At 68.7% G+C, this 22185-nt stretch carries 22 protein-coding genes; 10 read left to right on the forward strand and 12 right to left on the reverse strand.

Annotation, left to right across the window (positions count from 1 at the left end; translation table 11 throughout):
• Positions 1 to 107: 107 nt before the first annotated feature.
• Together G4D77_RS14250 and G4D77_RS14255 are read left to right on the forward strand one after the other, a co-directional pair.
• Positions 108 to 1361: a M20 aminoacylase family protein gene (locus tag G4D77_RS14250; RefSeq protein ID WP_154836073.1), complete on the forward strand. Its 1254-nt coding sequence runs from the start codon at positions 108 to 110 to the stop codon at positions 1359 to 1361.
• Positions 1358 to 2332, forward strand: a complete 975-nt coding sequence (locus tag G4D77_RS14255) for a tripartite tricarboxylate transporter substrate binding protein (RefSeq protein ID WP_154836075.1) — start codon at positions 1358 to 1360, stop codon at positions 2330 to 2332. Before G4D77_RS14250 ends, G4D77_RS14255 begins: the two co-directional genes overlap by 4 nt.
• 12 nt (positions 2333 to 2344) lie before the next feature.
• Here the strand turns inward: G4D77_RS14255 and G4D77_RS14260 are convergent, their stop codons facing one another.
• From G4D77_RS14260 to tkt, 3 genes are all read right to left on the reverse strand, one after another.
• Positions 2345 to 2704, reverse strand: coding sequence for a tRNA-binding protein (locus G4D77_RS14260; protein ID WP_154836077.1), 360 nt, complete (start codon positions 2702 to 2704; stop codon positions 2345 to 2347).
• Positions 2705 to 2856: 152 nt separating this feature from the next.
• Positions 2857 to 3858, reverse strand: a complete 1002-nt coding sequence (gap, locus tag G4D77_RS14265) for a type I glyceraldehyde-3-phosphate dehydrogenase (protein WP_012202871.1) — start codon at positions 3856 to 3858, stop codon at positions 2857 to 2859.
• Between the two features lie 109 nt (positions 3859 to 3967).
• Entirely contained in the window at positions 3968 to 6013 is a 2046-nt protein-coding gene (tkt, locus tag G4D77_RS14270) for a transketolase (RefSeq protein WP_154836079.1), read from the reverse strand.
• A gap of 117 nt (positions 6014 to 6130) precedes the next feature.
• Between tkt and G4D77_RS14275 the strand changes: the two genes are divergently transcribed.
• Together G4D77_RS14275 and G4D77_RS14280 are read left to right on the forward strand one after the other, a co-directional pair.
• A complete protein-coding gene (locus G4D77_RS14275; protein ID WP_133073467.1) occupies positions 6131 to 6919 on the forward strand; it encodes a nucleotidyltransferase family protein in 789 nt (262 codons plus the stop codon).
• A gap of 132 nt (positions 6920 to 7051) precedes the next feature.
• Positions 7052 to 7888, forward strand: a complete 837-nt coding sequence (locus G4D77_RS14280; protein WP_154836081.1) for a sulfite exporter TauE/SafE family protein — start codon at positions 7052 to 7054, stop codon at positions 7886 to 7888.
• 58 nt (positions 7889 to 7946) lie between these two features.
• Here the strand turns inward: G4D77_RS14280 and fba are convergent, their stop codons facing one another.
• The 3 genes from fba to G4D77_RS14295 form a co-directional block, all read right to left on the reverse strand.
• Positions 7947 to 9011: a class II fructose-bisphosphate aldolase gene (gene fba / locus G4D77_RS14285; protein ID WP_013804528.1), complete on the reverse strand. Its 1065-nt coding sequence runs from the start codon at positions 9009 to 9011 to the stop codon at positions 7947 to 7949.
• A 129-nt stretch (positions 9012 to 9140) separates the two neighbouring features.
• A complete protein-coding gene (locus G4D77_RS14290) occupies positions 9141 to 10526 on the reverse strand; it encodes a histidine kinase dimerization/phospho-acceptor domain-containing protein (protein ID WP_154836084.1) in 1386 nt (461 codons plus the stop codon).
• A complete protein-coding gene (locus G4D77_RS14295; protein ID WP_026062623.1) occupies positions 10523 to 11221 on the reverse strand; it encodes a response regulator transcription factor in 699 nt (232 codons plus the stop codon). The genes G4D77_RS14290 and G4D77_RS14295 overlap by 4 nt, the downstream gene beginning before the upstream one ends.
• A gap of 93 nt (positions 11222 to 11314) precedes the next feature.
• On the opposite strand from G4D77_RS14295, the gene G4D77_RS14300 reads away from it, so the two are divergent.
• Positions 11315 to 12091: a phosphatase PAP2 family protein gene (locus tag G4D77_RS14300; RefSeq protein WP_017406325.1), complete on the forward strand. Its 777-nt coding sequence runs from the start codon at positions 11315 to 11317 to the stop codon at positions 12089 to 12091.
• Between the two features lie 12 nt (positions 12092 to 12103).
• Positions 12104 to 12688 carry a phosphatase PAP2 family protein gene (locus G4D77_RS14305; protein WP_154836086.1) on the forward strand — a complete coding sequence of 195 codons (585 nt, stop codon included), beginning with the start codon at positions 12104 to 12106 and terminating at the stop codon, positions 12686 to 12688.
• A gap of 143 nt (positions 12689 to 12831) precedes the next feature.
• Here G4D77_RS14305 and pyk read toward each other — a convergent pair whose 3' ends face one another.
• Positions 12832 to 14268 carry a pyruvate kinase gene (gene pyk / locus G4D77_RS14310; RefSeq protein WP_016449840.1) on the reverse strand — a complete coding sequence of 479 codons (1437 nt, stop codon included), beginning with the start codon at positions 14266 to 14268 and terminating at the stop codon, positions 12832 to 12834.
• Between the two features lie 471 nt (positions 14269 to 14739).
• Between pyk and G4D77_RS14315 the strand changes: the two genes are divergently transcribed.
• On the forward strand, positions 14740 to 16011 hold the full coding sequence (locus G4D77_RS14315) for a TIGR03118 family protein (RefSeq protein WP_154836089.1): 1272 nt from the start codon (positions 14740 to 14742) through the stop codon (positions 16009 to 16011).
• Between the two features lie 39 nt (positions 16012 to 16050).
• On the opposite strand, the gene G4D77_RS14320 is transcribed toward G4D77_RS14315, so the two are convergent.
• From G4D77_RS14320 to G4D77_RS14335, 4 genes are all read right to left on the reverse strand, one after another.
• On the reverse strand, positions 16051 to 16869 hold the full coding sequence (locus tag G4D77_RS14320; RefSeq protein WP_154836091.1) for an abortive infection protein: 819 nt from the start codon (positions 16867 to 16869) through the stop codon (positions 16051 to 16053).
• Positions 16862 to 18244 (reverse strand): aminopeptidase P N-terminal domain-containing protein, encoded by a 1383-nt coding sequence (locus tag G4D77_RS14325; RefSeq protein ID WP_016452064.1) that lies wholly within the window; start codon positions 18242 to 18244, stop codon positions 16862 to 16864. Before G4D77_RS14325 ends, G4D77_RS14320 begins: the two co-directional genes overlap by 8 nt.
• A gap of 101 nt (positions 18245 to 18345) precedes the next feature.
• Complete coding sequence (locus G4D77_RS14330; RefSeq protein ID WP_154836093.1) at positions 18346 to 18876, reverse strand: rhodanese family protein; 531 nt, start codon at positions 18874 to 18876, stop codon at positions 18346 to 18348.
• Between the two features lie 25 nt (positions 18877 to 18901).
• A complete protein-coding gene (locus tag G4D77_RS14335; RefSeq protein WP_017404646.1) occupies positions 18902 to 19219 on the reverse strand; it encodes an ArsR/SmtB family transcription factor in 318 nt (105 codons plus the stop codon).
• An 81-nt stretch (positions 19220 to 19300) separates the two neighbouring features.
• Between G4D77_RS14335 and G4D77_RS14340 the strand changes: the two genes are divergently transcribed.
• Positions 19301 to 20197: an MBL fold metallo-hydrolase gene (locus tag G4D77_RS14340; protein ID WP_154836095.1), complete on the forward strand. Its 897-nt coding sequence runs from the start codon at positions 19301 to 19303 to the stop codon at positions 20195 to 20197.
• A gap of 57 nt (positions 20198 to 20254) precedes the next feature.
• Complete coding sequence (locus G4D77_RS14345) at positions 20255 to 20665, forward strand: OsmC family protein (RefSeq protein WP_213757971.1); 411 nt, start codon at positions 20255 to 20257, stop codon at positions 20663 to 20665.
• Between the two features lie 81 nt (positions 20666 to 20746).
• Here G4D77_RS14345 and G4D77_RS14350 read toward each other — a convergent pair whose 3' ends face one another.
• Positions 20747 to 21043, reverse strand: coding sequence for a hypothetical protein (locus G4D77_RS14350; protein WP_016449848.1), 297 nt, complete (start codon positions 21041 to 21043; stop codon positions 20747 to 20749).
• Positions 21044 to 21234: 191 nt separating this feature from the next.
• On the opposite strand from G4D77_RS14350, the gene G4D77_RS14355 reads away from it, so the two are divergent.
• A complete protein-coding gene (locus G4D77_RS14355; RefSeq protein WP_154836099.1) occupies positions 21235 to 22173 on the forward strand; it encodes a pirin family protein in 939 nt (312 codons plus the stop codon).
• Positions 22174 to 22185: the final 12 nt, after the last annotated feature.

Below are 22185 nucleotides of genomic sequence, written 5' to 3' on the forward strand. Positions count from 1 at the left end.
CTTGATCGGCCCGTTCGGCTTGTGCATGCAGGGCGCATGCATATGCGTTTTGCTTCGTTGCCGCAGGGCTGGCGGCTTTACAGAATCCGGGATTCGCCGCAGCAGGCATGGGCCGGCTGCGGCCGGAGACCGTCTTGCCCCACCTGATCGAAAGCTTTGCCGACATGGCGCCCTTCGTGGCCCTGCGGCGCGACCTGCATGCCCACCCCGAGCTGGGCTTCGAGGAACACCGCACCGCGGCCATCGTGGCCGAACGCCTGGCCGCCTGGGGCGTGGAGGTGCACACCGGCCTGGCCGGCACGGGCGTGGTGGGCGTGGTGCACGGCAGGCATACGGACGCACGCCATGGCACGCGCACCATCGGCCTGCGCGCCGACCTGGATGCGCTGCCGCTGCAGGAAGAAAACCGGTTCGCCCACCGCTCGCAGCACGCAGGCCGCATGCATGCCTGCGGCCATGACGGCCACACCACCATGCTGCTGGCCGCGGCCTGGCATCTGGCGCGCACGCGCGACTTCGCGGGCACGGTGCACCTGATCTTTCAGCCGGCCGAAGAGATGGGCAAGGCCGGCGCACGCAGGATGATCGACGAAGGCCTGTTCGAGCGCTTTCCCTGCGATGCGGTCTTCGCACTGCACAACTTCGCGCTGGACCGCGTGGGCAGCTTCGCGCTCAACCCGGGCGCGCTCATGGCCTCCAGCAACACCTTCCGCATCGCGCTGCATGGGCAGGGCACGCATGCCTCGCTGCCGCACACGGGCACCGATCCGGTGGCCGCCACCATTGACCTGGCCCAGCAGCTGCAGACCCTGGTCGCGCGCCATGTGGATTCGCGCGAACGCGCACTGCTGGCGGTCACGCAGATCCAGGGCTCGGACGCGCCCAACGTGATTCCCGACAGCGCCTGGGTGGGCGGCACGGTGCGCACCTTCTCCGTGGCGGCGCTGGACATCCTCGAAGCCGCCCTGCGCCGCCAGGCCGAGCACACGGCCCTGGCCCATGGCTGCCGAGCCGAGATCCATTTCCGGCGCGCCTCTCCGCCCCTGGTCAACCACGCGGCCGAGACCGCCTTCGCCGCCGCCGTGATGCGCGAGATCGCGGGCGACGACGCCGTGGACACGCAGTTCCCCGGCGTGCTGGCGGCCGAGGACTTCGCCCACATGCTGCAGGCGCGGCCCGGCTGCTACGCCTTCATCGGCAACGGCCAGGGCGATCACCGACTGCCCGGCCATGGCGACGGCCCCTGCCTGATCCACAACCGCTCCTACGACTTCAACGACGACATCCTTGCCATCGGCGCCAGCTACTTCGTGCGGCTGGTGGAGCGGTGGCTTGCTGTCCCCCAGGAAACTTCCCCATGAAAACCTCTCATCCTTCTCCCGTCACCCGCCGTGTTCTGCTGGCAGCAGCCCTGGCCTTGGGACTGGCCCCGGCCGTGCATGCCGAACGCGTGATCCGCATCGTCGTGCCCTTCGGCGCAGGCGCCACGCAGGACACGGTGGCACGCACTTTCAGCAATGAACTGGGCCAGGCCCTGGGCGCCACCGTGGTGGTGGAAAACCGGGCGGGCGCGGGTGGCAGCCTGGGCACGGCCCAGGTGGCCAAGTCCGCGCCGGACGGCAACACCCTGGTGCTGGCTGCGGCCAGCCACAACCTGGCCGGCCATCTGTACGCGAAGCTGCCCTATGACCCGCTCAAGGACTTCGTGGGTGTGTCCTTCCTGGGCCGCACGGGCTATGTGGTGGGCGTGCCGGCCGCCTCGGGCGTGCAGACCCTGGGCGAGCTGCTGCAGCGCGCCAGGGCCCAGCCGGGCCAGCTCAACTATGCGTCGGCCGGCAATGGCAGCGCCTCGCACCTGGCCTCGGCCTCGCTGGCCGCGCAGGCGGGCATCAAGCTGCAGCACATCCCCATGAAATCCACGGGCGACGCCACGACCGAACTGCTGGCTGGCCGCGTGCAGCTGGTCACGGGCGCCACCATCGGCATGCTGGCCTTCCAGAAGGACCCGCGCGTCAAACTGCTGGCCTACTCGGGCCAGCAACGGTCGCGCTTCCTGCCCGATCTGCCCACGGTGGCCGAGTCCGGCGTGCCCGGCTATGCCTTCGACTCCTGGCTGGGCCTGCTGGCACCGGCCGGCACGCCGCCCGCCGAAGTGGAGCGCATCAACACCGCCGTGCGCAAGGTGCTGGCCGAGCCCGTGGTCCAGGAGCGACTGGCCCGCGTGGGCGTGGAAGCGGCCACCCTGCCGGCCGCCGAATTCCAGCGCCTGCTCAAGGACGACTGGGAAGCGTCCGGGCGCATCGTCAAGGCGGCCGACGTGCGCATCGAATAGTCACCCAGGCCGTCACAGCAGCTTGGTGCCCAGCGGCACCTCGCGGTCGGGCACGCACAGCGCGACCTCGCCGTTCTCGTTGTGGAATCCCGTGACCAGGCATTCCGAGCGCATGGGACCGATCTGCTTGCTGGGAAAGTTCAGCACGGCCACCACCTGGCGGCCTATCAGTTCCTCGGGCCGGTACAGCGCCGTGATCTGGGCGCTGGACTTGCGCAGGCCCAGTTCGGAGCCGAAATCGACTTGCAGCACATAGGCCGGGCGGCGCGCCTCCTTGAACACCTGGGCGTCCACGATGCGGCCCACGCGCAGCTCCACCTTGAGGAAGTCGTCAAAGCCAATGGTCTCGTGCAATGCGGATGAAGTAGTCATGCGGCCATGATGCCGCGCCGCCGGTGCCGGCTTTGTCGAGCAACGCTTGCAGTGCCGGGGCACACTGTCCGCCATGAAAAAGGCCGGCATCGCGTCCGATGCCGGCCTGGTGCGAGGCCCTTCGACAGGCCCCGCAGCGGTTCACGCCAGGATTACTTGGCGGCGACCACGCGCACCATTTCCAGGCACTTGTTGGAGTAGCCCCACTCGTTGTCGTACCAGGACACGACCTTCACGAAGGTCTTGTCCAGGGCGATGCCGGCTTCGGCATCGAACACCGAGGTGCAGGACTCGCCGCGGAAGTCCGTGGCCACGACCTTGTCTTCGGTGTAGCCCAGCACGCCCTTGAGCGCGCCTTGCGACTGGGCCTTCATTTCGGCGCAGATCTCTTCGTAGCTGGCTTCGCTGTTCAGCTCCACCGTCAGGTCCACCACCGACACGTCGGAGGTGGGCACGCGGAAGGACATGCCGGTCAGCTTCTTGTTGAGCTCGGGAATCACCACGCCCACGGCCTTGGCTGCGCCCGTGCTGGAGGGAATGATGTTTTCCAGGATGCCGCGGCCGCCGCGCCAGTCCTTGTTGCTGGGGCCGTCCACGGTCTTTTGGGTGGCGGTGGCAGCGTGCACGGTGGTCATCAGGCCGCGCTTGATGCCCCACTTGTCGTTGAGCACCTTGGCCACGGGAGCCAGGCAGTTGGTGGTGCAGGAGGCGTTGGAGATCACGTCCTGGCCAGCGTAGGTCTTGCAGTTCACGCCGAAGACGAACATCGGGGTGCTGTCCTTGGAAGGCGCGGACATGATGACCTTCTTGGCGCCGGCAGCCAGGTGCTTGCGTGCGGTCTCGTCGGTCAGGAACAGGCCGGTGGCCTCGATCACGATGTCGGCGCCGACTTCGTTCCACTTCAGGTTGGCGGGGTCGCGCTCCTGCGTCAGGCGGATGGTCTTGCCGTTGACGATCAGGTTGGAGCCCTCCACCGAGACCTCACCCTTGAAGCGGCCGTGCACGCTGTCGTACTTGAGCATGTAGGCCAGGTAGTCGGGCTCGAGCAGGTCGTTGATGCCCACGACTTCGATGTCGCTGAAGTTCTGCACGGCAGCGCGGAACACCATGCGGCCGATGCGGCCGAAGCCGTTGATACCGATCTTGATCGTCATATTTGCCTCTTGGATTGACGGATTGCGAAAAACGGAAAAACTGAAACGGTGAGGGCCAGGCCGGGCCTGGCGGGCGGCAAAAAGGGGCCACAGGCCCCTTCTCGCAGCTTTACTTGCCGGCGCGCTGCAGCGCAGCCTGCACGGTGTCGGCCACGTTCTCGGCCGTGAAGCCGAAGTGCTTGAACAGCACGGGCGCGGGGGCCGATTCGCCGTAGGTGTCGATGCCGACGACAGCGGCGCAGCCGTACTTCCACCAGAAGTCGGTCACGCCCATTTCCACGGCGATGCGCGGCAGGTTGGCCGGCAACACCTGGCTCTTGTACCTGGCGTCCTGCTTGTCGAAGGTGGTGGTGCTGGGCATGGAGACCACGCGCACGGCGACCTTGCGCTCGGCCAGCAGCTTCTGGGCGGCCAGGGCCAGCTGCACTTCGGAGCCGGTGGCGATGATGACGGCCTGGGCCTTCTTGTTCAGGCCGACGGCCTTGGGCTCGGACAGCACGTAGGCGCCGCAGGCGATGTCGTCCAGCGCGTCTTCGGTCTTGGCTGCGTAGGCCAGGTTCTGGCGCGACAGCAGCAGGGCCGTGGGCTTGTTCTTCTGGCTCAGGGCCACGGTCCAGGCGACGGCGGTTTCCGTGGTGTCGGCAGGGCGCCAGACATCCAGGCCCGGGATCAGGCGCAGAGAGGCGGCGTGCTCGATGGACTGGTGGGTCGGGCCGTCTTCGCCCAGGCCGATGGAGTCGTGCGTGAAGACATGGACCACGCGCTGCTTCATCAGCGCGGCCATGCGGATGGCGTTGCGGCTGTAGTCGCTGAAGGTCAGGAAGGTGCCTGCGTAGGGGATGTAGCCGCCATGCAGGGCGATGCCGTTCATGATGGCGGCCATGCCGAACTCGCGCACACCGTAGTTGATGTGGCGGCCGATCTTGCCGTCTTCGGTCAGGACCACGGCACCCTTGTCGTCCACGCGCAGCGAAGGCGTGCTCTTGGTGTTGGTCAGGTTGGAGCCGGTCAGGTCGGCCGAGCCGCCCAGCAGTTCGGGCAGGGCTGCGGTCAGGCCTTCCAGGGCCAGCTGGCTGGCCTTGCGGCTGGCCACGGTGGCGCCTGCGTCATGCGCGTCGGAGGCGATCTGCGCGGCGATCTCGCCGAAGTTGGCGGGCAGGTCACCGGCCATGCGGCGCTTGAATTCGGCAGCCAGTTCGGGGAAGGCCTTGGCGTAGGCGGCGAACTTCTTGTTCCAGGCCGCTTCGGCCTTGGCGCCGGCGGCCTTGGCATCCCAGTCGCCGTAGACGCTGGCGGGGATGTCGAAGGGACCGTGCTCCCAGCCCAGGGCCGCGCGGGTCAGCGCGATTTCCTCGGCGCCCAGGGGCTCGCCGTGGGCCTTGGCCGTGTCCTGGCGGTTGGGCGAGCCCTTGCCGATGCTGGTCTTGCAGCAGATCAGCGTGGGCTTGTCGCTGCTCTTCTTGGCGGCAGCGATGGCGGCATCGATGGCCTGCACGTTGTGGCCGTCCACGTCGCGCACCACGTTCCAGCCATAGGCTTCGAAGCGGGCGGGCGTGTTGTCGATGAACCAGGGGGCGACCTTGCCGTCGATGGAGATGCCGTTGTCGTCGTACAGCGCCACCAGCTTGCCCAGCTTCCAGGCGCCGGCCAGGGCCGCGGCCTCGTGGCTGATGCCTTCCATCAGGCAGCCGTCACCCAGGAACACGTAGGTGTGGTGGTCGACGATGGCGTGGCCTGCGCGGTTGAACTCGGCGGCCAGCAGCTTTTCGGCCAGCGCGAAGCCCACGGCATTGGTGATGCCCTGGCCCAGCGGGCCGGTGGTGGTTTCCACGCCGGGGGTGATGCCCACTTCGGGGTGGCCGGCCGTCTTGCTGTGCAGCTGGCGGAAGTTCTTGAGTTCGTCGATCGGCAGCGCGTAGCCCGTGAGGTGCAGCAGCGCGTAGATCAGCATGGAGCCGTGGCCGTTGGACAGGATGAAGCGGTCACGGTCAGCCCATTGCGGGTTGACGGGGTTGTGCTTGAGGTGACGGCTCCACAGTGCCACGGCCATGTCGGCCATGCCCATGGGGGCGCCGGGGTGGCCGGAGTTGGCTTGTTGAACGGCATCCATTGCGAGTGCGCGGATCGCATTCGCCATTTGTTGAGTGTTGGCCATCAGGGCGCTCCGTGAAGGAGGGGGTAATCAGAGTAAGCCGGCTATTTTAAAGGACGCGGGTTTTCGGCTCCCGCGCGCGGGGCAATGGCCGCTGGCAATGGTCTACAGTTGCGCTCCATGACCGCCTCGCCCATCCAGCCGTTCCCTGCCGCCAAGGCGCTTTTCCTCACCGAGCAGCCACCGGCTATGCTGCTGGCCGCAGGTCGTGGCGAGCGCATGCGGCCGCTGACCGACACCTGCCCCAAGCCGCTGCTGCAGGTGCAGGGCCGGCCACTGCTGCAGCACCACCTGCAGGCCCTTGCGCAGGCCGGCGTGCGCCGCGCCGTGGTCAACACGGGCTGGCTGGGCGAGCAGATTCCCGCGCGCTTCGGGGCGCGCTTCGCGCCCGACACAGGTGGCGAGCCGCTGCATCTGGCCTATTCCCCCGAGCCCGAGCAGGCGCTGGAGACCGCAGGAGGCATTGCGCGCGCGTTGCCGCTTCTGGACACGGTGTTCTGGCTGGCGGCCGGCGATGTCTACGCGCCCGACTTTGATTTCCCGTTCGAGGCGGCCCGCGAATTTGCCGCCAGCGGACGGCTGGCCCATCTGTGGCTGGTGCCCAACCCCGAGCACCATCGGCGTGGCGACTTCGGCGTGGACGAACTGGGCCTGGCCTGCGACTGGCCCGAGGGCGATGCCCGCCCGCGCCAGACCTACGGCACGATCGCACTGCTGCGCGCCGAGCTGTTTGCCGCGCCCTGGTGCGACATCCCGCCCGGCAACCCCGACGGTTGGCGCGTGCCGCTGGTGGCGCTGCTGCGCCGGGCGATGGCCGCCGGCCAGGTGAGCGCCAGCCTGTATACCGGGCGCTGGACCGATGTGGGCACGCCCGAGCGGCTGCAGCGGCTCAACACGCCAGCCGCCTGAGACGTCGGACTGACACGCCGGCCTGGCACGTTGGCCTGGGGCGCCCGCTGGTGACTTCGGCGCCCGGGCAGGCGAAGGCGCTCCGTGTTAGCGTCGCCGGTTCGGCGCAGCGGCGCGCCAGAAAGCCTTTCGATGAGCGTGATCCAGTATGTGATGTTCCTGGCCCTGGTGGGCCTGGCGACGTTTTGCCAGAACCTGACGGGCTTTGCCTTCGGGCTGATCTTCGTGGGCGTGGCCGGTGCCACGCACCTGATGGGCATTGGCGATGCGGCCAACGTGGCCTGCCTGCTGTCCGTGGTCAACGGCGTGGCCTACCTGCGCGCCCACCGCCAAGTGCCGCAGTGGACGCTGCTCAAGCCCATGCTGATCAGCAGCGTCATCGGCGTGATCGGCGGCGTGCTGCTGCTGCAGTGGCTCAGCGGCAATGCGCTGAGCGGGCTGCGCATGCTGCTGGGCCTGGCCATCGTGGCCTGCGCGCTGTTGCTGTTGCTGCAAAAGCAGGTCAACGCGCAGGTGTCGGGGCCGGTGTCGCTGTGGGTGGCCGGTGTGGCCTCGGGGCTGCTGGGCGGGCTGTTTGCCACGCCGGGCCCGCCCATGGTCTACCACCTGTACCGCCAGCCGCTGGACCGCCTGGTGGTGCGCCAGTGCCTGTTTGCCATGTTCCTCACCTGCGCGCTGCTGCGCCTGGCGATGGTGGCCTGGGAGGGCGAGATCACCGCCAGCGTGCTGCTGGCCGCAGCCCTGGCCTTTCCCGTGGTGACGGTGGTGACCTGGCTGCACATGCGCCATCCGCCCGCCCTGCCCAAGCGGCTGGTCGAATGGATGGTCTGCCTGCTGCTGGTGCTGTCGGGCACCAGCCTGCTGGTGTCGGGCTGGAACGCCAGCCACCCCCAGCCCGTGGTGCCCGATGACGAGATGGCCATGGCCGTACCCCAGCGGTCCCAGGCTGCGGCCCCCGCGCCGCGCTGACAACAAAAAAGCCCGCCGGGCGGACCGGCGGGCTTTTTTTGAAGGGGGAAGGAACCGATCAGTTCACGACCTGCTGCAGCGAACCGGCAGCGTACTTGGCGGCCATCTGCTCCAGCGTGTAGCCCTTGATCTTGGCGCCCTGGCCTTCGCAGCCGAACTCGATGTAGCGGGCCTTGCAGATCTGCTTGGCGGCTTCGCGGGCAGGCTTGAGCCATTCGCGGGCATCGAACTTCTCGGGGTTCTCGGCCAGGAACTTGCGCACGGCGCCGGTCATCGCCAGGCGGATGTCGGTGTCAATGTTGATCTTGCGCACGCCGTGCTTGATGGCTTCCTGGATTTCCTCGACGGGCACGCCGTAGGTTTCCTTCATGGCGCCGCCGTACTGGCGGATGATTTCCAGCAGTTCCTGGGGCACGGAGGAGGAGCCGTGCATGACCAGGTGGGTGTTGGGCAGGCGCGCGTGGATTTCCTTGACGCGCTGGATGGACAGGATGTCGCCCGTGGGCTTGCGCGTGAACTTGTAGGCGCCGTGGCTGGTGCCGATGGCAATGGCCAGCGCGTCCAGCTGCGTGGCCTTGACGAACTGGGCCGCTTCCTCGGGGTCGGTCAGCAGGGCCGAGTGGTCGAGCACGCCTTCGGCACCCACGCCGTCTTCCTCGCCGGCCATGCCGGTTTCCAGCGAGCCCAGGCAGCCGAGTTCACCTTCGACGGTGGCGCCCAGCTTGTGGGCCATTTCCACGACCTTGCGGGTCACGTCCACGTTGTATTCGAAGGAGGAAGGCGTCTTGCCGTCTTCCATCAGCGAGCCGTCCATCATCACCGAGCCGAAGCCCAGGTTCAGCGCGCCCTGGCAGATGGCGGGCGAGGTGCCGTGGTCCTGGTGCATGACCAGGGGGATGTGGGGATACTGCTCGGCGGCGGCCTGGATCAGGTGCTTGATGAAGGGCTCGCCGGCGTACTTGCGGGCGCCTGCGCTGGCCTGCAGGATGACGGGCGCGCCCACTTCGTCGGCGGCCGACATCACGGCTTGCACCTGCTCCAGGTTGTTGACGTTGAAGGCGGGAAGACCGTAGCCGTTTTCGGCAGCGTGGTCCAGCAGTTCGCGCATCGAAACGAGAGGCATGTGTAGGGTCCGTATCAAGTTGTTGAGAGGGGGATGCCCCTGCCGCATGGCGGCCGCCGCTGCGTCATGGGTTCGCTGCGGGGCTGCGGCCGGGGGATCGCGGCAGTAACCGCTTGGTAACTGGCGATTTTAACCAGCTGCCGCCAACCCTGTCCCGGGCATTCCCATGCGGTAGCAGGTCGTGAAGCCTTCGGGCGGCGCGGCCTCGCCAAAGCTTCCCTGGTGGGCGCGCAGCACGCGCGCCACGATCTCGTGGCCCAGGTGCAGGCTGTCCACGGGCGCTGCCGCGCGCTCTGCGCCGTCACGGCGGCCGTCGCTACGGCGGCCGTCATCGCAGACCTGCAGCCAGACCTCGCCATCCGGCCCCTGCCCGGCCTGCACCTCGATCTGCGTGCCGTGCGGTGTGTGCTTGAGGGCGTTTTCCACCAGGTTGCGCAGCGCCAGCTCCAGCAGCACGGCATTGCCCATCACGCCCAGTGCCTCAGGCGCCTGCACGGACAGGCTGCAGCCGCGCGGCCAGGCCGCCTGCGCATGGGCGGCCACCACCTGACGGGCCAGCGCGGCCAGGTCCACGGGCACGGGCGGGTCGGCCAGCATGGCGCGTCCTGCGCGCGCCAGTGCCAGCAGCTGGCTGAGCACATGGCCGGCGTGCAGCGCGTCCTGGCCTATACGCGCCAGCGCGGCGCGCTGGGCCGGGGCATCCATGGCGCCGGCCGGCGCATCGCCCAGGGCACGCGCCTGCAAGGCGATGGAGGCCAGCGGCGTGCGCAGTTCATGGGCCACTTCGTTGGCCAGGCTGCGCTCGCGTTCCAGCGCCTCCTGCTGGCGGTCCAGCAAGGTGTTGATGGAGTTCACCACGGGCATGAATTCCCGCAGCGCGTGGCGGTGCGAGACGCGCTCGGCCTGGGCCAGGTCCAGGCGCTCGACCTCGCGCGAGAGTTCGTTGAGCGGCCGCATGCCGCGTCGAATGGCCAGCCCCAGCGCCAGCGCGACCACAGGCAAAAGCCACAGGCCCGGCTCGATCATCTGGCCCGCGATGTCGTCGGCCAGTTCGTCGCGCTCCTGCAGCTCGATCATCACGCTGACCTTGCGTGCATGGTCGCGGCTCCATTGGGTGAAGCTGCGCCAGGCCCGATGCTCGGGACCCAGGCGCAGGGTGGCAAAGCCCTGCTCGGTGTCGAAGGCGGGCTCGGGCGCATCGCCCGTGCGCGAGATCAGCCGCCCCGCGCCATCCCACAGGGCCACGCTCAGCGACTGCTGGTAGTCGTGGGCCATGAGGCCGGGGGGCTCATGCACGGGCGTGGCTGCTCCCTGGCCTACGGCGCCTGCGACTTCCAGGTTGAGCACCAGCGCAGCGACGCCGGCCAGGTGGCCGTCGGTCAGCTCGTCTGCCTCGTGCACGCCGGTCTGGTAGCCCAGTGCCACGAAGCTGGCCCAGACCACGACCAGCGCGCCCAGCATCCAGGCCATCAGATGCCAGATCAGCGAGGGGCGGCGCTGCTGCGCGGTGCTCATGGGTTCTCCGCAGGAAGAAAGTAGCCCACGCCGCGCATGGTGACGATGCTGGCATTGCCCAGTTTCTTGCGCAGGTGGTGGATATGGACCTCGACGGCATTGCTTTCCACGGCCGTGCCCCAGCTGTAGAGATGTTCCTCGATCTGCTGGCGCGAGAGCACGCGCCCGCGCGCCTGCAGCAGCACCCAGAGCACGGAGAACTCGCGCGGCGACATCTCCACCAGCTTTCCGTCGCGGCGCACGGTGCGCGCGGCCGGATCGACCTCCAGCTCGCCATGGCGGATCACGGGTGCCGCCTGCCCGCCTGCGCGGCGCAGCATGGCGCGCAGCCGCGCCTCCAGCTCGTCGATGTCGAAGGGCTTGACCAGGTAGTCATCGGCACCCAGGTCCAGCCCGGCGATGCGCTCGCGCACCTGGTCGCGCGCGGTGAGGATGAGCACGGGCGTGTTGGGGTCCGGCAGGGCGTGGCTGTCGCCACCCGGGCGGCGCGGGCTCCGCAGGCGGCGCAGGATTTCGCTGCCATCGCCGTCGGGCAGGCCCAGGTCCAGCAGCACGGCGTCGAAGCGCTCCATCTCCAGCGCATGCCAGGCATCGGCCACGGTGGAGCAGACGTCGACCGCATAGCGGCGCTGTTGCAGATTGGCCTGCAGGCCTGCGGCAATGCCCGCGTTGTCTTCGACGACCAGTATTCGCATGCGCGCATTGTGCAATGGCCGCTGCCGGCTGCGGCGCCAGACGATGGCCGCACGCCGGGGCATGCGTTAAGACGGGTTTAAGCCGCGCTTCTCATGCTGCCGGCCATGCCGACACCCGACCCCCGAGATTTCTCCGCCGCCCCCGCGCAGGGCCCCTCCTTCAAAAGCACCCTGCTGTGGACCCTGGCGGCCCTGGCCGTGGTCCTGGCCTGGGATGCCGGCGCCCTGGACCTGGCCATGGCCCGCTGGTTCGGCGACGCCGATGGCTTTGCGCTGCGTTCGGACTGGTTCTTCGTGAACATCGCCCACGAAGGCGCACGCCGCCTGGCCTGGCTGGTGGTGCTGGGCCTGACGCTGTGCGTCTGGCGGCCCATCGGCCCGCTGCGCCTGCTGCCTCACGGGCGGCGCGTGCAGCTGGTGGCGGGCATCTTGCTGTCGCTGGCCCTGATCTCGCTGCTCAAGTACACCAGCGCGACCAGCTGCCCCTGGGACCTGGCCGAGTTCGGCGGCGTGGCGCGCCATGTCTCGCACTGGTCGCTGGGCCTGGCCGACGGCGGGCCGGGCCGCTGCTTTCCCGCAGGACACGCCTCTGCAGGCTTCGCCTTTCTGGCCGGCTATTTCGCGCTGCGCCGCCATGCACCCCGCGCAGCCTGGATCTGGCTGGCCGTCTCGCTGGCCGCAGGCCTGTCGATGGGCCTGGCCCAGCAGATGCGCGGCGCCCATTTCATGAGCCACACGCTGTGGACCGGCTGGCTGTGCTGGACGGCGGGCTGGCTCTTCGACCTGGCGGTCACGCGTGCGCTGCGCACCCGGGACAGCGCGCCTGACTCCCTGTGGCCCGCCGCCAGCCTTCCGCCTTCCACTCCCTGATCAAGCGTTGCCATGCTGCCCCTGGACCCCGCCCTGTTCACGCTGCTGAACGCCAACGCGCAAACGCCCGCCATCTCGATCGAGGCGGCGCGCGCCATCTCGTCCTGGCTTCCCTCGCTGTGCGCCGTTCCCGTGATGGTCGGGTTGCTGCGCGGCTCGCCCGCCCTGCGCCGCACCCTGGTGCTGGCCCTGCTGTCCATGCTGGCCGCCTGGGCCGTGGCACGGCTGATCCGCTGGAGCTTCCCGGCGCCGCGTCCTGCCCAGCTGGGCATGGGCGTGCAATGGGTGGAACACGCGCTGCGGTCCAGCTTTCCGAGCATGCACGCCACGGGCGCCTTTGCCCTGGCCCAGGCGCTGACCCTGGGCTGCACGCGCCACCGCCGCTGGGTCATGGTGTCCGCCTGGTCGCTGGCCCTGGGCATGGGCTGGAGCCGCGTGCACCTGGGCGTGCACTTCCCGTCCGATGTGGTCGGCGGTGCCATCGTGGGCATCTGCAGCGCCACCCTGGTCTGGCATGCTGCGCTGTGGCGCCGCCTTGCCGTCATGCCCAACCTGCTGCCCTACAACGCACGAACCCACTCAGGCAGGCCCCAATAGACCATGGCGAAGGCATAGCGCACCGCACATAAAACTGGCGCACCCCAGAACGAGGGACACCGAGCAAGGGCCGCCCCGCCGCGAGGGTGTCGTCCCCCCCCCCCGCGTAGCGAGAGGGGGAAGGCGCGAAGCGCCTCAGGGGGTTAGTTCACACGACATATCTTCAGCATGTTCGTGCCACCGGGCTGGCCCATGGGCTCGCCGCAGGTGATGGCGTAAACATCGCCGCTTTGCACGATGTTGCGCGCGCGCAGATGGCCTTCGGCCTGGTCCAGCGCGGTGTCGCGGTCGGCGCTGGTGTCCATAAGCAGGGGGCGCACGTTGCGGTACATGGCCATCTTGCGCTGCGTGGAGATCTTGGGCGTGAGCGCGTAGATGGGGATGTGGATGCGGTGGCGGCTCATCCACAGCGCGGTGGAGCCGCTGTCCGTCATGGCGACGATGGCCTTGGCGCCCAGGTGGTGGGCCGTGAACAGCGCGCCGATGGCGATCGACTGGTCGATGCGCGAGAACTGGCGGCCGGTGAACTCGGCATCGCTGTCCGGGTCTTCGGCCGCTTCCGCGGCGGCGCAGATCTTGGCCATTTCCTGCACGGTCTCCAGCGGGTACCTGCCGGCGGCGGTCTCGGCGCTGAGCATGACGGCGTCTGTGCCGTCCAGCACGGCGTTGGCCACGTCGCTGACCTCGGCGCGCGTGGGCACGGGGTTGGTGATCATGCTTTCCATCATCTGCGTGGCGGTGATCACGAACTTGTCCATGTCGCGCGCCATGCGGATCATCTTCTTTTGCAGCGCGGGCACGGCCGCGTTGCCCACTTCCACGGCCAGGTCGCCGCGCGCCACCATGATGCCGTCGGAGACATGCAGGATCTCTTCCAGGCGCGGAATGGCCTCGGCGCGCTCGATCTTGGCGATCAGGCCGGGCTTGTGGCCGTACTGGGCCGCAGCCACGTTGCACAGCTGGCGCGCCATTTCCATGTCGGTGGCGTTCTTGGGAAAGCTCACGGCCACGTAGTCGGCCTGGAAGCTCATGGCGGTCTTGATGTCCTCCATGTCCTTGGCCGTCAGCGCCGGGGCCGTCAGGCCGCCGCCCTGCTTGTTGATGCCCTTGTTGTTGGACAGTTCGCCGCCGAGCTTGACGGTGGTGTGCACCTCGTCGCCGCGCACATGGTCCACGGTGAGCACGATCAGGCCGTCGTTGAGCAGCAGCACGTCGCCGGGCTTCACGTCGCGCGGCAGTTCCTTGTAGTCCAGGCCCACGCCGTTGATGTCGCCGGGCTCGGTGCGCGATGCGTCGAGCACGAAGCGCGCGCCGGGCTCCAGCATGACCTTGCCTTCGGCGAACTTGCCGACGCGGATCTTGGGGCCCTGCAGGTCGGCCATGATGGCCACCTCGCGGCCTGCGCGCTGGGCCGCCTCGCGCACCATGGTGGCGCGGTCGATGTGGTCCTGCGCCTTGCCGTGGCTGAAATTCAGGCGCACCACGTTGACGCCTTCGCGCACCATCTGTTCCAGCAGTTGCGGGTCGCTGGAAGCGGGGCCCAGGGTGGCGACGATCTTGGTGGCACGGCTCACTTGCATGGAATGTCTCTCGCTCAGGGTTTGTAATCGGGTTTCAATTCTCACACGAATGCGGTTACATGAAGGCAACATTCCGGCATGCGGTGCGGGCCTGAAGACCCCGCGTCCTGAGCCTGCGCAAGGGGGCGGCCGGATGCCGTTGCCATCGCCGAACACTGCGGTGCACTGCCTTTGCCGCTATTGCTTTTGATGCTGCACGGCAGCATTCCCGGCAAAGGCGCTGTGCCATGCCGGCCTCCTGTGAAAGCAGTTTTGCCCGCCGCGTTCGCAATGCCTGCTGCACCGCACCGCAGGACACCACAGAATCAGACTGGTCCACATTGACGCGGCCCGCCCCTGCTTCCTAGCATCGCCTTCATATTCCTGTGGTCCACCCGGCCCGCAGGCCGCAGCCAGAACATACGGTTCCCCTTGGTTTCGCATGCTCAGCCAGTCCATCCACAGCTTTGCCATGCCACCAGGAAATCCACCATGCTTGACCGCAGACGCTTTGTTCTGACCACCCTGGCCTCCCCGGCGCTGACCGCCTGCGGCGCGGGTGGCGATGTTGCCGCCAACCGCTATGTCCAGACTCCCCTGCTCGCCAGCCATGCGCGCTACGGCGCGCGCTTCACGCAGCCCGGCTTCGTCAACGGCTGGGGCATCGCCATCCGCCCGGCCGGCGCGGGAGGCCATTTCTGGATTGGCGGCGGGGGCACGTCCTGGCAGTTCATCGGTGACGTGGCTCGCTCGGCCGATCCCGGGATGCGCGCCCTGCACCAGGACGGCCTGCGCGAAGTGGCCGTTCCGCGCTCCGATGCCCTGACCGGCGATGACAGTGCCGGCAAAGTCACCGGCGTGGTCTACAACGGTGCGCCCCTGGACTCGCAGCTGCTGCGGATCCGGCAGCAGCCTGCCGCCGGACGCCTGCTCGAGGGCTCGGCCCGCTTCGTCTTCGTGACCGACAGCGGCAGCGTCAGCGCCTGGACGGAGCGCGATGCGCAGACGGGCGCCATCGTCCGGGTGGATGGCCCTGCGGTGGAAATGTTCAATGGCGCCGACCAGGGCATGGCTTTCTTCGGGGCCGCCATCCACACGGGCCGCTGGGACCGCGTGTGGATGGCCGACTTCGGCGCCCGGCCCCAGATCCGCACGCTGGACGCGCAGTGGCAACTGGTGCCCACCCAGGGCTTCGCCAACCCGTTCGCATCAGGCGCGGCAGGCGAGGCCCGGCCCGGTGATCCGGTGCCCTTCAACATCCAGGTCGTCAACGACGGCCGCCGCGACCGCGTGTTCGTGCTCTATGCGATCAGCCAGCCCGACCCGGACGATCCCCTGGCGTTCCATGCCGGCGAGGAGGATGCGGTGGACGCAGCCGCAGAAGCGGCCAGCGGCAACCGGCCTGCGCGCGGCAGGCTGGCCGAGTTCGACCTCGACGGCCGCCTGCTGCGCATGTATGAGGACGATGGACGCCTGAATGCGCCCTGGGGCGTGGCCATCGCTCCTGACGGCTTCGGCGCACTGGCGGGGCACCTGCTGGTCGGCAACTTCGGGGGAGCAGGCCGCATCTGTGCCTTCGACCTGTCCACGGGCCGCTATGTGGACGATCTGCGCGACGCGCAGGACCGCCCCGTGGCCATCCCCGGCCTGTGGGCCCTGCAGTTCGGCAACGGCGTGGCCCTGGGCGACAGCGACGCGCTCTACTTCGCCGCCGGCCCCGAGGACGAGACCGAGGGCCTGTTCGGCTCGCTGAGGCTTCTGTGACGCTTCATCCTGGCGGTGTCATTGCGCAGACGCCAGGCCTCACACCAGCCCGTGCGAGAGCAGGTAGGTGATGGCATGGGCCACCATGGCCGCCTCCAGGCCATAGCGCCAGAACAGGAAGCCGCCCACGGCGCCGTGGACGACCTCGAACAGCAGCAACTGCAGCACCAGCGCGTCCGACAGGCCGCCCCAGGTGCTCCAGGCCAGGGCCAGCTGCAGCATGCCCCACAGCAGGGCCGACAGCATGACGGACCACCAGCCCAGCGTCCATCCCGGGCGGCGGTCTGTGCGCCCGCTCAGCCGCCACAGCAGCCACATCACCAGCGTCATGCCGCCCAGCCGCATCACCAGCTCGGCCGTGATGCCCGCGTACAGCATCTTGGCGCCCAGCGGCATGGCGTAGACGGGGTCGATCAGGGTCAGGTCGTCGGGCCAGGCCAGGGCCAGGGTCACCAGCCAGGCCGCGCCGACCACGCCGCCGGCCAGCCCCGGCAGCGTGAGGTAGCGCACGGCGCGCTGGGGCGAACGCCCGGCCACCCAGGTGGTCAGCAGCGGTGCGGACAGGCCCAGCCGCGGCCCCAGCCACACGCCCACGCCCACGGGCAGGGCCAGCAGCGCGGCCATCACGCCAATGCCGATGAGCGGCGTGACCAGCGGCTCCACGGGCAGGCCCAGCATGCGCATCCAGTCGGGCAGCACGAACCAGGCCATGGCCGCCACGCCGGGCAGCCCCAGCAGCCAGAGCACCGTGAAGATGCGCCAGCTCAGCCGGGGCAGTGCGGGTGCGGCATAGGCCGATGGGGCGGGCATGAGAGTGGACACGGGGCCGGTGGTGGGCAGGCTGGCGTTGTCAGTCACGCATCAAGGCTTCTATCTCGTCGGGCTCCACGGGCACGCCGCGCGTGATCAACTCGCAGCCGGTCTCGGTGACGATGGCATCGTCCTCGATGCGGATGCCGATGTTGTGGAACTGCTCGGGCACGCCGGCCGCAGGGCGCACGTAGATGCCCGGCTCGATGGTGGTGCACATTCCCGGACGCAGGATGCGGCTGGGGCGGTTGGTGATGGTCTCGCCCGACAGCGGGTCCTTGCGCTCGTGCGACTGGCCCAGCTCCGAAGGCTCCACATAGCTGCCGCAGTCATGCACGTCCATGCCCAGCCAGTGGCCGGTGCGGTGCATGTAGAACTGGAAGAAGGCGCGCTGCTCGATCACGTCCTGGGCATTGCCATAGACCTTTTTGTCCAGCAGGCCCAGATCCAGCATGCCCTGCGCCAGCACGGCCACGGTGGCGTCGTGCGGATCGTTGAAGCGCGCGCCGGCCCGCGTGGCCGCCACGGCAGCCTTCTGGCTTTCCAGCACCAGCTCGTAGAGCGCGCGCTGCGGGCCGGTGAAGCGGCCATCGGCGGGGAAGGTGCGCGTGATGTCGCTGGCGTAGCCGTCGAGCTCGCAGCCGGCGTCGATCAGCACCAGTTCGCCCGCGCGCACGGGGGCCTTGTCGGCCTGGTAGTGCAGCACGCAGGCATTGGCGCCGGCGGCCACGATGGAGCCGTAGGCCACGTACTGCGAGCCCTGCTGGCGGAATTCATGCAGCAGCTCGGCATCCAGGTGGTATTCACGCACTTCCTGGCCTGCGCGCAGCATGCGCGCCGAGCGCTGCATGGCGCGGATATGGGCCTGGGCGCTGATGGCGGCGGCGCGGCGCATGATGTCCTGCTCGTGGGCGTCCTTGACCAGGCGCATCTCGTCCAGCAGCGTGCACAGGTCGCCCTGCTCGGACGGGCACAGCGCGCCAAAGCGCACGCGTGCGCGCACCTGGCCCAGCCAGCCTTCCACGCGCACGGCCAGCCCTTCATGCGTGGCGAACGGATACCAGAGGCGGCCCCGGTTCTCCAGCAGGCGGGGCAGGCGCGTATCGATCTCGGCGCTGGAGAACGCCTGGCTCACGCCCAGCGTGGCCACGGCAGCCTCGGGGCCCAGGCGGATGCCGTCCCAGATTTCGCGCTCCAGGTCCTTGGGCTGGCAAAACAGCACGCTGGTGCCATCGGCGGCCAGTACCAGGCAGGCATTGGGCTCGGCAAAGCCGGTCAGGTAATAGAAATAGCTGTCGTGGCGGTACAGATAGCCGGTGTCCCGGTTGCGCTGGCGCTCGGGAGCGGTGGGAATGATGGCGATGCCGCCGGCGCCCAACTGGGCGGCCAAGCGTGCGCGGCGTTGGGCATAAACAGATGTCATGCAGCTATCGTACTGCCGTCCGGGGTTCTCCACAGTCCCCGGAACAGGGGAAGGAGGGGGGGCAGCCGGCCGGCGTCAGGTGGACTTCAGCGCAGACACCGTCACTGCCCCAGGGCGCGCCGATTCCAGGGCGCCTTCATCAGCATGCGCGCCAGCCCGCAAAAGCCGGTGGCACCAGCCACGATCAGACCGCAGCCCACGAAGGCCGAAAGCAGGTGCCACCACGGTGAAACCGTGGCACCGAGCACGGCGCCCAGCAGAGCCAGCCCGCCCGCACCCAGTTGCACCTGGCGCTGCAGCTCCAGCGGCTGGCGGCTGTCTTGCAGCACGGGCAGGCCTTCGGCCTTCCAGGCGTCCAGGCCTCCGTCGAGCACATGGCCGGCACAGCCGGGCGGCAAGGCAGCCGCCAGGGCCTGGGCGTTGAGCCGCGTGCGGTTGCCGGAGCGGCAGTGAAAGACCACGGCGGCCGGCGCATTGCCCCAGGCCTGGGCGCCCAGACGCTCCATGGGCATGCTGCGGGCGCCTGCCATGCGTTCGCGCGCATGTTCGTCGGGCGCGCGGATGTCGATGAGCCAGGCGCCTTGCGCCTGCAACTGGCGGGCGGCCTGGGCCGAGATGAGGGGAAGGGACATGGGACGACTCCTGGGGTGGGGGTTTTCAGGGACAGAAGATGCTCTTGAGTGCCGCCACCAGCTTTTGCGCATCGGGATCGGCGATGCGGTAGTACAGGGTCTGCGACTCGCGGCGGTAGGCGACCAGGCCCTCCTCGCGCATGCGCGCCAGATGCTGGGACAGGGCCGACTGGCTCAGCGGGATGCGCTCCAGCAGCCCGCCCACCGACAGCTCGCCATGCTCGATCAGCAGGCACAGCACCAGCAGGCGCCTCTCGTTGCCCACGGCGCGCAGCAGGGCGGCGGCGCGCGCCGCACCCTGCTGCAGGAAAGCCTGTTCGGAGGAGAGGATGGGTTGGTTCATGATTAAGAAAAATCTAATTTAGCAAATTCTAATATACTTGCCGGCAGGCTGCACTGGAGCCATCGACAAAGGAGTGCTTTCATGACCTCGCCGCTGCGCATCGCGCCATTCTTCGACGAAGCCACCCATACCGTGTCCTACCTGGTCTGGGATGCGAACACGGGCGAGGCCGCCGCCATCGACCCCGTGCTCGACTACGACCATGCCAGCGGCCAGGCCCACACCGGCTCGGCCGATGCCGTGCTGGCCGCCGCGCAGGCCCAGGGCCTGCGCCTGCGCTGGATCCTGGAAACCCATGCGCATGCCGACCACCTCAGCGCGGCCCCGTACCTGCGCGAGCGCACAGGCGCCCCGATCGCCGTGGGCGAGCACATCCGCGAGGTGCAGCGCATCTTCCGCCCCGTCTTCAACCTGCCCGCGCCCGCCGGGGAGCCGCCTTTCGACCGACTGCTGGCAGACGGCGACAGCCTGCCCCTGGGCGGGCTGCGCATCGAGGTGCTGCACACGCCCGGCCATACGCCCGCCTGCGTGTCCTACCGCATCGAGGATGCGGTCTTCGTGGGCGATACGCTGTTCATGCCCGACTACGGCACGGCGCGCGCCGACTTTCCGGGCGGCGATGCGTGCACGCTGTTCCGCTCCATCCAGCGCCTGCTGGCCCTGCCGCCCGCAACACGCCTGTTCATGTGCCATGACTACAAGGCGCCGGGCCGCGACCGCCATGCCTGGGAAACCACCGTGGCCGACCAACGTGCCGGCAACGTGCATGTGCACGCGGGCGTGGACGAGGCCAGCTTCGTGGCCATGCGCAACCGGCGCGACGCCACGCTGTCGGCGCCCGCCCTGCTGCTGCCCGCCATCCAGGTCAACATGCACGCAGGCCATTGGCCCGAGGCCGAGGCCAACGGCGTGCACTACCTCAAAATTCCGCTGCGCATGAAGCATCGGCCCCAGGCAGCGGACGCGAAGCAGGCGTAGAGTCGTCCGTTGGCTCCGCCACCCCTCTTGCGACACCCCCAGGACAAAGGACTTTCCATGATCCACAGCGCCCATGCCACCAGCACGGACACCCCCTATCGCGTCACGCTTGGCGACCCCCAAGGCCACAACTGGCATGTGGACGAGCCCGCGGACAAGGGCGGCGGCGACACGGCGCCCAACCCCCTGCAGCTGCTGCTGTCGGCCCTGGGCGCCTGCACCACGGTCACGCTGCAGATGTATGCGGCGCGCAAGCAGTGGAAGCTGGAGCAGGTGGATGTGCAATTGCGCCTGAACCCCGAAGGCACGCCGGCCAGCGGCAATCTGATCGAACGCCAGATCACCCTGCAAGGCGACCTGGACGACGAACAGCGCCAGCGCCTGCTGCAGGTGGCCGAGGCCTGCCCCGTGCACAAGCTGCTGGCCGGCGAAGTGCACATCCAGACCGCGCTGCAGTTGCCCGCCTGAGCGAAGGACTGGCCACCATGCAAAAGGCCCTGCGGCAGGTATGCCGCAGGGCCTTCGGAGTGGACGGGGACATGGCCGGCGTCAGGCTTCGCTGACCTCGATCTCCCCCGTATCGACATAGAGTTCGAACTCCCGCTTGGCCAGCGACACGGTGATCGGCTGATCCTCCTGGGTCCAGGACAGCACATAGCTTCCGATGGCCGTGGCCACCTGCACACGGGTGCCACGCGGAATGTCTTCCAGTTGGCCGTCGCCTACCCGGTGCTGCACATTGCCGGTGACCGTGGCTTCGAATTTCTCGGGGAATCGCTGGACTTCCACGGCGCTCTGGACCGCCTCTTCAGCGGCTTCGGCGTGCGTCTGTACGGATGTATTCATGGCGTTTTCTCCTGTAAGAGTGAGGCCGGCGCCCGCCAAAAGGACGGGCGCCGGGCCGTTCCTCGAATGTAAACAATGTTCCTGAGAATGCGCTGTCAGCGAACAGGCCCAATATCTGCGATCCTGGTTTGCCTGCTGCGCCGAGCTGCACGACACTGGTGGCCTCCCCCACGAACCAGGCCGATCCGCCTATGTCCGACACGTCCCCACCCAACTCCCAGCCCCAGCACCTTCCCACCCGCACCGCCGACGTGGGCGGCATTCCCATCCAGCGCGCCATTCCGCAGCGCGCCCTGCGCAAGGTCGGTGCCTGGTGCTTTCTCGACCACGCCGGCCCCGCCGATCCCGCGCCGCCCGGCATGCAGGTCGGCCCGCATCCCCATATCGGCCTGCAGACCTTCACCTGGATGATCCGCGGCGAAGTGCTGCACCGCGACAGCCTGGGCAACACCCAGATCATCCGGCCCGGACAGGTCAATCTGATGACGGCAGGCCACGGCATCGCCCATTCCGAGGAAAGCCAGACGCCCTCGCACATCCACGCCGCCCAGCTGTGGATTGCGCTGCCCGAATCGCACCGCAACGGTCCGCCCCGCTTCCAGCACTACCCCGAGCTGCCCAGAACCACGGTGGGGGACTTCACGGCCACGGTGCTGGCCGGCGAGGCGCTGGGCCTGACGTCGCCCGCCGAGGTGCACACGCCCCTGATGAGCGTGGACCTGCATGCGGACAGCGCACGCAGCGCCAATGCCGTCGCCACGTTGCCGCTGCGCGCCGATTTCGAGCATGCCGTGCTCAGCCTGGAAGGCGACGTGCGCGTGAACGGCCAGCCGCTGCCGGTGGAGGAATTGCTCTACCTGCCCCTGGGCACGCCCTCGGTCGCCATCGAAGCGGCGCCCGGCAGCCGCCTGCTGGTCATTGGCGGCGAGCCCATGGATGAAGCCATCTTGCTGTGGTGGAACTTCGTGGCGCGCACGGGAGAGGAAATCGCCGAGGCCCGCGCGCAGTGGGAGGCCGAGACCCGGCAGCCCGCCACTGCGGCGCGCCGCTTCGGACCGCCGCTGGCTTCGCCCCTGGCGCCGCTGCATGCGCCTTCGCTGGACGGCGTGGTGCTGCGCGCCTCGTGCTGAAACGCGCCGTAC

It is taken from the genome of Delftia sp. WY8 (genome assembly GCF_018437695.1).
Classification (GTDB): Bacteria; Pseudomonadota; Gammaproteobacteria; order Burkholderiales; family Burkholderiaceae_C; genus Comamonas; species Comamonas tsuruhatensis.